Here is a 13,361-nt window from a genome sequence, read left to right on the forward strand (position 1 = left end):
ATCAAAATAAGCGTCTGCCCGCCACATGACGGGCAGAACATGGGCGATTAACCTGCCGCTTGCATCAACGGATCAGAAATACCCATGCCGTACATCGCAATCATAGTGATGCTGCCGGCAGCTACGAGGTAGTAGAGGGTCGGCAGAATGGTTTTGCGCAGGGTGATCCCTTCGCGACCAAGCAGACCGACAGTGGCCGAAGCCGCTACCACGTTGTGAATGGCAATCATGTTACCCGCCGCCGCACCTACCGACTGCGCCGCCACCATCATCGCCCCCGAAACCCCGAGCAGACCTGCCGCGTTGAACTGGAACTGCGACAGCATCAGGTTGGACACAGTGTTGGAACCGGCGATAAAGGCACCCAAGGCACCCACAGCCGGCGCGAAGAACGGATAAACCCCGCCCACGCTATCGGCCACCAGTTGCGCCATGGCCACCGGCATCGACACCAGATCAGCACCATTAACGCCGGAGTTGATCAGAATCCGCACCATCGGAATGGTGAAGATCAGCACGAAGCCCGCGCCCAGCAAGGTACGGCTCGACTCATTGATCGCAGCACCCAGCTCGGACAAACGCATGCGGTGCAGCAGTGCGGTGACCAGCACCACCATGCACAGGATGCCGCCCGGCAGGTACAGCGGCTCAAGTTTGCCGGAGATACCGGTTTCACCGAGGATGTCGATCCAGCCGATGCTGACCGACAGCAAGGCCGCCTTCAGCTCAGGGAAGACGCGTGATGCCACCAAGAAGATCGCTAGCAGCACGTAAGGTGCCCAGGCCATGCGCACGGAGATCGGCGTTTTACCGGCGATGTCTTCGAGCTTCATCTCGATCTTGCCCATCCACTCGGCTGGCCACTCGCTGGCCGGCGCAAAGTCCCAAGTGGTCTTAGGCAGCAGGAAGCCCGCCTTGGCCGCTGGGATCACAATCGCCAGGCCGACCATCGCACCGATCATCGATGGGAACTCCGGACCGAGGAAGACACCGGCGGCGATATAAGGGATGACGAAAGCCAAGCCAGTGAAGATGGCGAACGGGGCCATTTCCAGGCCTTCTTTCCACGACTGATTCTTGCCGAAGAAGCGTGTCATGATCGACAGCATGATCAGTGGCATAAAGATGCCTATCAGGCCGTGGGTGATCGCCACACGCGAGAAGATCAGGTGGAAGAACACCTCCCAGCTACTGCCAAGCGTGGCCAGCTGCGCGGACATGCCCGCCTGGTCAAGACCACCGGCCACACCCACCAAAATCGGTGTACCCACAGCGCCGAACGATACCGGCGTGGATTGCACCATCATACCCAATACCACTGCCGCCAGCGCCGGGAAACCCAGCGCCACCAACAGCGGTGCCGCCACAGCAGCCGGCGTACCGAAGCCCGATGCGCCCTCGATAAAGCAACCAAACAGCCAGGCAACGATCAGCGCCTGAACCCGACGGTCCGGGGTGATCGTGGCGAAGCCACGGCGAATGGCAGCGATGCCACCCGAATGCTTGAGGGTGTTGAGCAACAGGATCGCACCGAAGATGATCCAGAGGATCGCGGCGGTGAGAACCAGGCCTTGCAGGCTGGACGCCAGGACCCGATTGAAGGACATATCCCAGGCCGTTAGGCCAATGATCGCGGTGAGCAGAAAGACCACCGGCATGGCGTACTTGGCTGGCCAGCGAAAGCCGATCAGCAGCACACCCGCCAGTACCAGCGGCACAAAGGCCAGTATCGACAGCAGTGTTTGACTCATGAGTTGGTTCCTATTTGTTATTGTGAACCACAGTGTTCCGGGGATACCCGGTGCCACGCATACGAACCTGCCAGGCTGCCATTAACCCCTTAGCCAGCCCTCAGCAGATCCTTGGATGCCGGAACGGGGGTTATCCCGCCGACATCAATGCTCAATCGCCCCGGCAGCACGAGTCTGACGGGGCGCGTTATCAGCCGAGTCTACTTAGCCCTCTTGCTGTTTGAATCGTAGACGCCAAGCATGCAGCAGTGGCTCGGTATAGCCACTGGGTTGCTCAAGGCCTTTAAACACTAAATCACTGGCCGCCTGGAAGGCTGCTGACTGAGCATAGTCCGCCGCCATCGGCCGGTAGGCGCTATCACCGGCGTTCTGCTGATCCACCACTTTGGCCATGCGCTCCAAGCTTTCGCGCACCTGGGCCTCATTGATCACAGCGTGGTGCAGCCAATTAGCGATGTGCTGACTGGAAATACGCAAGGTTGCACGGTCTTCCATCAGGCCGACGTTGTGGATATCCGGGACTTTGGAGCAACCGACGCCCTGCTCAACCCAGCGCACCACGTAACCGAGGATGCCCTGGCAGTTGTTGTCCAACTCTTCCTGAATCTGGCTGGCGCTCCAGTTGCGCTCGGCCGCCACCGGCACGCTGAGCAGCCCGTTGAGCAGCTCATCGCGCTGGCTATTGAAGTCGATGGCTTCCAGCTCACGCTGAACCGCCTGCACATCCACCTGGTGGTAGTGCATGGCGTGCAAGGTGGCGGCGGTTGGCGACGGTACCCAGGCGGTGTTGGCACCGGCTTTAGGGTGGCCAATTTTCTGCTCAAGCATGGCGGCCATCAGATCCGGCATGGCCCACATGCCCTTGCCGATTTGTGCGCGGCCACGCAAGCCGCAGCTCAGGCCCACCAGCACGTTGTTGCGCTCATACGCCTGGATCCAAGCGCTGCTCTTCATGTCACCTTTGCGCAGCATGGCGCCGGCTTGCATGGCGGTGTGCATCTCGTCACCGGTGCGGTCGAGGAAGCCGGTGTTAATAAAGGCTACACGTGCGCCGGCGGCCGCGATGCAGGCCTTGAGGTTGATACTGGTGCGACGCTCCTCGTCCATGATGCCCATTTTCAGGGTGTGACGTGGCAGCTGCAGCAGGTCTTCAATCCGACCGAACAGCTGATCGGCAAAAGCCACTTCGGCCGGGCCGTGCATCTTCGGTTTAACGATATACACGCTACCGGTGCGCGAGTTACCACGACGCTGCAAGTCGTGCAGCGCACACAAGCTGGTCATCACACCATCGAGAATACCCTCAGGGATCTCACGACCTTCACCGTCGAGGATCGCCGGGTTGCTCATCAGGTGGCCGACGTTGCGCACAAACAGCAGCGAACGACCATGCAGCTTCAGCTCACCACCAGCAGCCGCGGTGTACTCGCGGTCGAGATTGAGGCGACGGACAATGCGCTTGCCACCCTTCTCCAGTTCTTCGCTGAGATCACCTTTCATCAGGCCGAGCCAGTTGCGGTAGATCACCACCTTGTCGTCGGCGTCGACTGCTGCCACGGAGTCTTCACAGTCGAGAATGGTCGACAGCGCCGACTCGAGCAGCAGGTCCTTGACGCCCGCCGCGTCGGTAGCGCCAATCTGGCTGCTGGCATCAATCTGGATTTCCACGTGCAGGCCGTTGTTCTTCAGCAGCACCGCCGTCGGCGCGCTGGCCTCACCCTGAAAACCGACAAATTTGTCGGCCTGAGCCAGGCCACTGTGGCTGCCATCTTTCAGGCTGACTTGCAGCTGGCCATCAATCACCTGATAGCCCGTCGAATCGACGTGGGAGCCACTGGCCAGCGGCGCGGACTGATCGAGGAAGGCACGGGCAAAGGCAATTACCTTGTCGCCACGCACCTGGTTATAGCCTGGGCCCTTCTGCGCGCCGTCGTCTTCAGAGATAGCGTCGGTGCCATACAGGGCATCGTAGAGCGAACCCCAGCGGGCGTTGGCCGCGTTCAGCGCGTAGCGCGCATTCATCACCGGCACCACTAGCTGCGGGCCAGCCTGAGTGGCGATCTCGCTGTCGACGTTGGCGGTACTGGCCTGCACGCTGTCAGGTTGCGGCAACAGGTAGCCGATGGATTCGAGGAAAGCGCGATACGCCGGCATGTCGCTAATCGGGCCGGGATGCTCGCGGTGCCAAGTATCCAGCTGGACTTGCAGGGCATCACGTTCGGCCAGCAGCGCACGGTTTAGCGGCGCTAGGTCGTGCACCAGGGCATCGAAGCCGGCCCAGAAGGCGTCGCGCTCAATACCGCTGCCCGGCAGCACTTCCTCGTCGATAAAACGTTGCAGGTTGGCGGCCACTTGCAGGCGCTGGCAGTTCACGCGATCGGTCATTTTCCACTCTCCAAAATCAGTACAGGTGCGGCGCTAAGCGCCAGGCGGATCACTGTGGAACCGCCTCACTATGCGAATCAGTTCAGGGCAGCGACGCCGGCTTTAGCCACCTGTGCGTCTTGGTCAGCTTTGACCCCGGAAACACCCAGTGCACCGATCACCTGACCGTCAACGATCACCGGTACACCGCCTTCCAGCGAGGTCACCAGTGGCGCAGACAGGAATGCCGTACGTCCACCATTGACCATGTCCTCAAAGCCCTTGGTTTCGCGGCGGCCGATGGCAGCGCTGCGAGCTTTCTCGCTAGCAATATAGGCGCCGATCGGCGCGCAACCGTCGAGGCGTTCCAGGGCCAACAGATGACCGCCGTCGTCGACCACACTGATGGTCACCGCCCACTGATTTTTTTCGGCTTCACTGCGCGCAGCAGCAAGCATCCGGCTGACTTCGATCTGGCTCAATACGGCTTTGCTAAGCATGGTGTTCTCCGGTTAATTCAGGGCTTCTTCGACGAGTTCGATCCAGTGCCGCACAGGGGTGCGACCGGCGCCGTCGAGGTGGGTTTGGCAGCCGATGTTGGCGGTGACAATCACCTCCGGCTTGCCGCTTTCCAGGGCATTCATTTTGTTGTCGCGCAGCTGCTTGGACAGCTCCGGCTGGGTCAGCGAATAGGTCCCCGCCGAGCCGCAGCACAGGTGGCTGTCGGGCACGGCGGTCAAGCCGAAGCCAAGGCGGCTGAGCACGCCCTCGACCGCGCCGCCGAGTTTTTGCGCATGCTGCAAGGTGCAAGGGCAATGGAAGGCCAAACGCTTGTCGGCGTGCACACCCAACTGCTCCAGCGGTTCGGCGCTCAGCACTTCAACCAAGTCTTTGGCCAACGTACTGACCCGCTTAGCCTTCTCGGCATAGGCTGAATCCTGCGCCAGCAAGTGGCCGTAATCCTTGACGAAGGCACCGCAACCGCTAGCGGTCTGTACGATGGCCTCGGCGCCCTGCTCAATGGCGGGCCACCAGGCATCGATGTTCTGCCGGGCGCGCTGCAAGCCTCGCTCTTGGGCGTTGAGGTGGTAGTCCACCGCGCCGCAGCAGCCGGCTTCATAGATCGGCGTGACGCTGATGTTTAAGCGGTCAAGTACCCGCGCCGTGGCGGCATTGGTGTTGGGTGCCAGGCCAGGCTGTACGCAGCCTTCCAGCATCAGCACCCGGCGGGCATGGCGTGGTTCAGGACGTGCTTTGGCAGCAGTTACCGCGCGCGGAAGCTTGGCCTTGAGGCTGGCCGGTAGCAGCGGGCGGAATATTTGGCCGACCTGAGTCAGGCTTTTGAACAGCCCCGCATGTGGCACTACCGCACGCAGGCTTTCACGCAATACCCGTTGCGCCAGCGGACGGGGCACGGCGGCATCGACCACGGCGCGGCCGATATCCAGCAGGTTGTGGTACTCCACACCCGACGGGCAGGTGGTTTCACAATTACGACAGGTGAGGCAGCGGTCTAAGTGCAGCTGAGTCTTGGCGGTGACTTCGTTGCCTTCCAGCACCTGCTTGATCAGGTAGATGCGCCCGCGGGGACCGTCCAGCTCGTCGCCGAGCAGCTGATAAGTCGGGCAGGTGGCGTTACAGAAACCGCAATGCACACAGCTGCGCAGGATGCGCTCGGCTTCTTCGGCACGCGGCAGACGCTTGGCCTGTTCACTCAAATTAGTCTGCACAGCTATACCTCGGCATACATGCGGCCAGGGTTGAAAATACCCTGGGGGTCGAGCTGGGTTTTCAGCTGGCGGTGATAGCGCAGCAGCGGTGCAGCCAGCGGATGGAATGGGTTGTCGCAATGACCGGCCGTGAAGCAGGTGGCGTGACCATCGACTGCGGCGACGGCCTGACGAATCAACACGGCATCGGCATCAGACTTCAACCAGCGTTGCGCGCCGCCCCAATCGATCAGCTGCTCACCGGGCAAGGCCAGCACACCGGTATGGCTCGGCACTGACAAACGCCACAATGGCCGTGGATCGGCAAAGAAGCTCAAGCGCTGCTCACGCAGGCCAGCCCAATAAGCACTTTCGAGCAGCTCGCCACCGAGGCGTTCGCGGGCCGCCGCTACCGAACCTTCACCGCCCTCCAGGCGCAGGTGCAAGGCTTTACCATCATGACTGGCGGCGCTCAGCGGAATCGGCTGTTGGCCCCACTCGGCGAGCTTTTGCAGAGCCAAGGCGGCGTCCATTTCAAGGCGCAGGCTAAGGCACTGGCGCGGCTTGGGCAGTACCTTGAGCGATACCTCGGTAATCACCCCAAGGCAACCAAAGCTTCCGGCCAGCAGGCGCGAGAGGTCGTAGCCAGCGACGTTCTTCATTACCTCGCCACCAAAGCGCAGGTGTTTACCCATGCCGGTGATCAAGCGTGTACCCAGCACCAAGTCACGTACGGCACCAGACCAGGGTCGGCGCGGGCCTGAGAGACCGCTAGCCACCATGCCGCCCAGGGTCGCCGCGCCGTCGAATTGCGCAGGCTCGCAGGTGAGCATCTGCCCAGCCTCATCGAGTACTGCTGCCAACTCAGCCAGCGGGGTGCCGGCGCGGGCGGTGATCACCAACTCGGTTGGGTCGTAACTGACGATGCCACGGTGGGCACGGGTATCGAGCACATCGCCCTCAACCTTACGGCCGAGGAACGCTTTGCTGTTGCCGCCTTGAATACGCAATGCAGCCGAGCTGTTGAGGGCGTGATTAACTTGTTCCAGCAGGGCCGCACTGGCATCTGCGTCATGGCGAACAACCATTAGAAACGCTCCAGTTCAGGGAAAGGCAGCTTGCCGTGGTGCACATGCATGGAGCCGAATTCGGCACAACGGTGCAGGGTCGGAATGTTCTTACCGGGGTTAAGCAGGCCGCTCGGATCGAAGGCTGCTTTGACCGCGTGGAACAGGATCAGCTCGTCGCTGTTGAACTGGGAACACATCTGGTTAATCTTCTCGCGGCCCACGCCGTGCTCGCCGGTGATGCTGCCACCGACCTTGACGCAGAGTTCGAGAATCTTGCCGCCCAGGGTCTCGGCGCGGTCAAGCTCGCCGGGCTGGTTGGCATCAAACAAAATCAACGGGTGCATGTTGCCGTCACCGGCATGGAACACATTGGCCACGCGCAGACCAAACTCCTCAGAGAGGTCGCTGATGCCCTTGAGCACGCCAGGCAGCTCGCGGCGCGGGATGGTGCCGTCCATGCAGTAATAGTCTGGCGAAAGACGTCCCACCGCCGGGAAGGCGTTCTTGCGCCCAGCCCAGAACTTGACCCGCTCAGCTTCATCACGCGCTAAACGCACCTCAGTGGCGCCGGCCTGGATCAGTACGACCTTAACTCGGTCACACTCGTCATGCACATCGGCTTCCACACCGTCCAACTCACAGAGCAGGATAGCTTCAGCATCCACCGGGTAGCCGGCGTGGATAAAATCTTCAGCAGCGCGAATCGCCAGGTTGTCCATCATCTCCAGGCCGCCGGGGATGATCCCAGCTGCGATGATTTCACCCACCGCGCGACCGGCCTTCTCCACCGAGTCAAAGCTGGCCAGCAGCACTTTCGCCACCTGCGGCTTGGGCAGCAGCTTGACCGTGACTTCGGTGATGATGCCGAGCATGCCTTCGGAGCCGGTGAACAATGCCAACAGGTCGAAACCCGGTGAATCCAGGGCATCGCTGCCGAGGGTCATGCGTTCGCCTTCAACGGTGAGAATCTCCACCTTGAGCAGGTTGTGCACGGTCAGACCGTATTTGAGGCAGTGCACACCCCCGGCGTTCTCGGCGACGTTGCCACCGATCGAGCAGGCGATTTGCGAAGACGGATCCGGCGCGTAATACAGATCATAGGGGGCGGCGGCTTGGGAGATGGCCAGGTTGCGCACACCGGGCTGCACCCGCGCATAGCGACCTTCGGGATTGACTTCGATAATGTGTTTGAAGCGCGCCATCACCAACAAAATGCCTTGCTCAAGCGGTAACGCGCCGCCCGACAGGCCCGTACCAGCGCCGCGTGCGACCACAGGTACATTACGCTGATAGCAGAGTTTGAGCAGGCGCTCGACTTGCTCAATGCGCTCAGGCAAGACCACCAGCATCGGTGTGGTGGTATAGGCCGAAAGCCCATCGCACTCGTAAGGTTTTAGGTCTTCCTGGGTGTGCAGCACATCCATATCCGGCAGCTGCTCGCGCAGTTCAGCCAGCAGGGCTGACTTATCGACCTTGGGCAGTACCCCATCAACGCGCTCGTCGTAAAGAATACTCATGGCAGGCTCTCTCGCGTGACGTGTTCTTTTGTGCAGTGCCAATAGCGCAGCGGCCTGCTTGTTGTAGCCTATGTGTAGAGACTTGTGCGCCCAACGTCTATCGTCTTGGATACTGGTATGACCAGTTCTTTCACTCCGGTCAGCGGCGTAATGTCGCACCAGACCTTACAGTTACTGGATTAACGCCTTATATTGATAACCTCGCGATCAGCCAGTTAAAACTGGTCCTACCAGTTGTTCGGAGTATGAATATGCCCACCGAAACCCCTGAAACACGCCGCCAGGTCAGTGACGTAGTCGCTGAGCGCATCGAGCGCTTGATCGTCGACGGCGTGCTTAAGGTCGGCCAGGCGCTGCCTTCGGAACGGCGGCTGTGCGAGAAGCTGGGGATATCCCGCTCCGCCCTGCGCGAGGGCCTGAAAGTACTGCGCGGTCGCGGCATCATCGAGACCGCACAAGGCCGCGACTCGCGGGTGGCCAAGCTGAACGGGCCGCGCGACGCCAGCCCGTTGATGCACCTGTTCAACTCGCAGCCACGCACCCTCTTCGACCTACTTGAGGTGCGCGCCCTGCTCGAAGCTGAGTCGGCGCGCCTGGCCGCCTTGCGCGGCACCGACGCGGATTTCGTCCTGCTTACGCGCCGCTATGAAGAAATGCTCGCCGCCCACAGCCAGGCAATACCTGTCGATCCGCGTGAGCATGCCCGCCTCGACCATGCGTTTCACTTGGCGGTTTGCGAGGCGTCGCATAACCCGGTATTGCTGCACACCCTGCAGTCGCTGACCGATTTGATGCTCAGCACGGTGTTCGCCTCGGTCAACAACCTTTACCACCGGCCCATGCAGAAACGCCAGATCGACCGCCAGCACGCGCGGCTGTATCACGCAGTGATCGAGCGCCTACCGGAACAAGCCCAGCGCGCCGCGCGCGAGCACATCCACGGCATCCGCGACAACCTCAAGGAAATCGAAGAGGAAGAGCAACGCCTGGTGCGCGCGACCATGCGCCTTGAGGGCTGGGCGTAGACAGCGACGCGGCACAGCTCGGTCATCCGGTGCTAAGGCGCGCGCCACGATTAGGGTTAAGCCCGACAAACAGCTGGATGCTCATCGGCATTTGTTACACTCGCGTGCTTTCATTTGTGGTGACTTCCCGACCGTGTCCGATGCCCCTCTTGCTTACCCGCCGCGCTGGTTAACCGCCAGCCAATTGCAACCGACCCCGGCGGCGGACGTTTACGGTTGGTTGTTCGTCAATCAAGACTCGCTCACCCAGCGCCTGATCGAGCTGTCGGCTAATCGCTTTAGCGTTGTGCCCCTGAGCGAAGGCTGGCAGAGCCTGCGCAGTGATGAATGCGTCGCCCTGAATGTTGCCGAAGGCAGCCAGGGCTGGGTGCGTGAGGTGTTACTGCGCGGGGATCAACGGCCGTGGGTATTTGCCCGCAGCGTAGCGGCGCGCAGTGCGCTGGAAGATTCCGGCATGGGCCTCGATCAACTTGGCAGCCGCTCCCTCGGCGAATTGCTGTTCAGTGATCGCGCCTTCGCCCGCGGGCCTTTGCATGCCTGCCGCTACCCGGCCACCTGGATGCCGGAAGCCATTCGTGGCGACGATTTGTGGGCGCGCCGCTCGTGCTTCAGCCGCGGCGCGCTGAACGTATTGGTGGCCGAAGTATTCCTGCCGGCCTTCTGGGCTGCGGCGGCCATCGAACTGTAGGATGGGTGGGACCGCCTAGGCTGGACCCATCCTACAGTTCAACCCTGGCCCCACCCCGCGCGCCGACTCCGTATAATCCGCCACAACTCGCATGGAGACGCGCTCGATGTATACCCGCCTGCTGCACTCACTCAACCGCCTGCACCCGCGCGCCTGGGACTTTATTCAACTGATGCGCCTGGACAAACCTATCGGCATTTACCTGCTGTTATGGCCAACGCTGTGGGCGCTCTGGGTAGCGGCTGAAGGCGCGCCGAGCGCGAAGAACCTGTTTATTTTCATCGTCGGCGTATTCCTCATGCGCGCTGCCGGCTGCGTGATCAACGACTACGCCGACCGCCACTTTGACGGTCATGTCAGCCGTACCCAAGCGCGGCCCCTGGCCAGTGGCAAGGTCACGCCGCGCGAGGCGCTGATCCTCTTCGCCGTCCTGGTAGCCGCCAGCTTCGTGCTGGTGCTGTTTACCAATGCCACGACCATCTGGCTGTCGTTTGGCGGCCTGGCGCTGGCCGCCTGCTACCCCTTTATGAAGCGCTACACCTTCTACCCGCAGGTGGTGTTGGGGGCGGCGTTTTCCTGGGGCATGCCGATGGCCTTCAGCGCGGTGACTGGAGAGATGCCGCCGCCCGAGGCCTGGCTGTTGTACATCGCCAACCTGCTGTGGACGGTGGCCTATGACACCTACTACGCCATGGCCGACCGCGAAGACGACCTGAAGATCGGGGTGAAGTCCACCGCCATTTTGTTTGGCGATGCCGACCGTTTGATCATCGTCACCCTGCAGGGCCTGGCGCTGCTCTGCCTACTGCTGGCGGCGGCGCGCTTTGAGCTGGGGCTGTACTTCCATCTCGGTCTAGTCGTAGCAGCCAGCTGCTTTGCCTGGCAATTCCACACCACCCGCAACCGCAAGCCGATGGCCTGCTTCAATGCTTTTTTACACAACCACTGGGCCGGACTGGCGATCTTTCTTGGCCTGGTGCTCGACTACGCCTTGCGCGGCTAGGATGGCGCACACCGCGCTGCAGGGCGCGCGTTACAAGGCGGTGCCGCGCGACTGTCATATGGCTGCAATAATTCCGTTATCTAATGCAGTGCATTACAGCGAGATGACTTGAGGTTTGATCCATGGTTGGCAAGAACATCCTGATCGTCGATGACGAAGCACCGATCCGTGAAATGATCGCCGTGGCCTTGGAGATGGCCGGCTACGAGTGCCTGGAAGCGGAGAACACCCAGCAGGCACATGCAATAATCGTTGATCGCAAACCCGACCTGATTCTGCTCGACTGGATGTTGCCCGGCACCAGCGGCATCGAGCTGGCGCGACGGCTCAAGCGCGATGAGCTGACCAGCGATATTCCGATCATCATGCTCACTGCCAAAGGCGAAGAGGACAACAAAATCCAGGGCCTGGAAGTCGGCGCCGATGATTACATCACCAAGCCGTTTTCCCCACGCGAGCTGGTCGCACGCCTGAAAGCCGTGCTGCGCCGCGCCGGTCCTGTCGACAGCGAAGGGCCAATCGAAGTCGGCGGCCTGCTGCTGGACCCGGTCAGCCACCGTGTGACCATCGACGGTAAACCTGCCGAAATGGGCCCCACCGAATACCGCTTGCTGCAATTCTTTATGACTCACCAAGAGCGCGCCTACACTCGCGGCCAGCTGCTCGATCAAGTCTGGGGCGGCAATGTCTATGTTGAAGAGCGCACGGTCGACGTGCACATTCGGCGCCTGCGTAAAGCCCTAGGCGAGGTTTACGAGAATCTGGTGCAAACTGTGCGCGGCACGGGTTACCGTTTTTCTACCAAGAGCTAGGCAGCGCTGCTATTCGCACCTGGCAACCATGGATTGATTGGCGGATGAGTTTGAATTGAATCAAGACTGGCGCGGCTCCCTGATACGTCACTTGTTGTTATTGAGCGGTGCTTGCCTGCTGCTCGGCTTGATCACCGGCGAATACGCCTGGGTTCTGGTGCTCGGCCTGGCCGGCTACCTCGGCTGGCACCTGCAACAACTGCTGCGCCTGCACAAATGGCTGCGCACCCGCGAGGGCGATGAAGCACCGCCGGAGGGCTACGGCCTGTGGGGCGAAGTCCTCGACAGCATCTATCATCTGCAGCGCCGCGACCAGAAAGTCCGCGGACGCTTACAGGCGGTGATCGACCGCGTGCAGGAATCGACGGCCGCGCTAAAAGATGCAGTGATCATGCTCGACCGCGACGGCAACCTGGAATGGTGGAATATCGCTGCGGAGAAACTCCTGGGCCTGAAAACCCCGCAAGACAGCGGCCAGCAAATCACCAATCTGCTGCGCGACCCGCGCTTTATCGACTATTTCGACAACCACAATTACAACGAGCCGCTGGAGCTGCCTTCACCGGTCAATAACCACCTACGGCTGCAGTTTCACATCACCCGCTACGGTAACCGCGAGCACTTGATGCTGGTGCGTGATATCACCCGGCTGCATCAGCTGGAGCAGATGCGCAAAGATTTCGTGGCTAACGTCTCCCACGAACTGCGCACCCCGCTCACAGTAATCAGCGGCTACCTGGAAACCCTGCTGGATAACGTCGAAAACGTTAATCCGCGCTGGCTGCGTGCACTGCAACAAATGCAGCAGCAAGGCGGGCGCATGCAGAACCTGCTCAACGATCTGCTGTTGCTGGCCAAGCTGGAAGCCACCGATTACCCCTCGGACAACCAGCCGGTAGCGGTTGACCTGCTGCTGCTGAGCATCAAAAACGATGCCCTGGCGCTGTCCGGCGAGCGCCACCACCGCATCAGCCTGGAGGTTGACCCGCACCTCAAACTCAAAGGCAGCGAAACCGAGCTGCGCAGCGCCTTTTCTAACCTGGTGTTCAACGCGGTGAAATACACCCCGGATGAAGGTGAGATCCATGTGCGCTGGTGGAGTGATGAACAGGGCGCGCACCTCAGCGTGCAGGACACCGGCCTGGGCATAGAAGCTAAACACCTACCACGCCTGACCGAGCGCTTTTATCGCGTTGACTCCAGCCGCGCCAGTAACACCGGCGGCACAGGCCTGGGCCTGGCCATCGTCAAGCATGTGCTGCTGCGCCACCGCGCGCACCTGGATATCATCAGCCATCTGGGCAAGGGCAGCACCTTTACCTGCCACTTCCCGCCCCTGCAGATGGTGCGCCGCGGACAGTAACCGCGCCCTACTTGCAAAGCCGGCGGCCAGCCCCCACCCTTTAGCGCTCATCCACTACC

Annotated in this window: 11 protein-coding genes; 5 read left to right on the forward strand and 6 right to left on the reverse strand. The window is 61.1% G+C overall.

The features are described from left to right. Positions 1-47: 47 nt before the first annotated feature. The 6 genes from BMZ32_RS06750 to glcD all read right to left on the reverse strand — a co-directional run bounded on the left by BMZ32_RS06750 (position 48) and on the right by glcD (position 8,411). Positions 48-1,751 carry an L-lactate permease gene (locus BMZ32_RS06750; RefSeq protein WP_090240747.1) on the reverse strand — a complete coding sequence of 568 codons (1,704 nt, stop codon included), beginning with the start codon at positions 1,749-1,751 and terminating at the stop codon, positions 48-50. 204 nt (positions 1,752-1,955) lie between these two features. Beyond that, on the reverse strand, positions 1,956-4,136 hold the full coding sequence (locus tag BMZ32_RS06755; protein ID WP_090240748.1) for a malate synthase G: 2,181 nt from the start codon (positions 4,134-4,136) through the stop codon (positions 1,956-1,958). A gap of 77 nt (positions 4,137-4,213) precedes the next feature. Then, complete coding sequence (locus tag BMZ32_RS06760) at positions 4,214-4,615, reverse strand: heme-binding protein (RefSeq protein ID WP_090240749.1); 402 nt, start codon at positions 4,613-4,615, stop codon at positions 4,214-4,216. Between the two features lie 12 nt (positions 4,616-4,627). Continuing rightward, positions 4,628-5,845 (reverse strand): glycolate oxidase subunit GlcF, encoded by a 1,218-nt coding sequence (gene glcF / locus BMZ32_RS06765; protein ID WP_090240750.1) that lies wholly within the window; start codon positions 5,843-5,845, stop codon positions 4,628-4,630. A gap of 2 nt (positions 5,846-5,847) precedes the next feature. Continuing rightward, complete coding sequence (gene glcE, locus BMZ32_RS06770) at positions 5,848-6,912, reverse strand: glycolate oxidase subunit GlcE (RefSeq protein ID WP_090240751.1); 1,065 nt, start codon at positions 6,910-6,912, stop codon at positions 5,848-5,850. Beyond that, positions 6,912-8,411 (reverse strand): glycolate oxidase subunit GlcD, encoded by a 1,500-nt coding sequence (gene glcD, locus BMZ32_RS06775; RefSeq protein ID WP_090240753.1) that lies wholly within the window; start codon positions 8,409-8,411, stop codon positions 6,912-6,914. The genes glcE and glcD overlap by 1 nt, the downstream gene beginning before the upstream one ends. Before the next feature lie 251 nt (positions 8,412-8,662). Here glcD and glcC point away from each other — a divergent pair, with 251 nt between their 5' ends. From glcC to phoR, 5 genes are all read left to right on the forward strand, one after another. Then, positions 8,663-9,436, forward strand: a complete 774-nt coding sequence (gene glcC / locus BMZ32_RS06780) for a transcriptional regulator GlcC (protein ID WP_090240754.1) — start codon at positions 8,663-8,665, stop codon at positions 9,434-9,436. Positions 9,437-9,569: 133 nt separating this feature from the next. After that, positions 9,570-10,124: a chorismate--pyruvate lyase family protein gene (locus BMZ32_RS06785; protein WP_090241576.1), complete on the forward strand. Its 555-nt coding sequence runs from the start codon at positions 9,570-9,572 to the stop codon at positions 10,122-10,124. Between the two features lie 106 nt (positions 10,125-10,230). After that, on the forward strand, positions 10,231-11,127 hold the full coding sequence (gene ubiA, locus BMZ32_RS06790) for a 4-hydroxybenzoate octaprenyltransferase (RefSeq protein ID WP_090240755.1): 897 nt from the start codon (positions 10,231-10,233) through the stop codon (positions 11,125-11,127). A gap of 122 nt (positions 11,128-11,249) precedes the next feature. Then, a complete protein-coding gene (phoB, locus tag BMZ32_RS06795) occupies positions 11,250-11,939 on the forward strand; it encodes a phosphate regulon transcriptional regulator PhoB (RefSeq protein WP_090240756.1) in 690 nt (229 codons plus the stop codon). A 55-nt stretch (positions 11,940-11,994) separates the two neighbouring features. Further along, positions 11,995-13,302, forward strand: coding sequence for a phosphate regulon sensor histidine kinase PhoR (gene phoR, locus BMZ32_RS06800; RefSeq protein ID WP_090241578.1), 1,308 nt, complete (start codon positions 11,995-11,997; stop codon positions 13,300-13,302). Positions 13,303-13,361: the final 59 nt, after the last annotated feature.

Source organism: Pseudomonas guineae, from assembly GCF_900113745.1.
GTDB lineage: Bacteria > Pseudomonadota > Gammaproteobacteria > Pseudomonadales > Pseudomonadaceae > Aquipseudomonas > Aquipseudomonas guineae.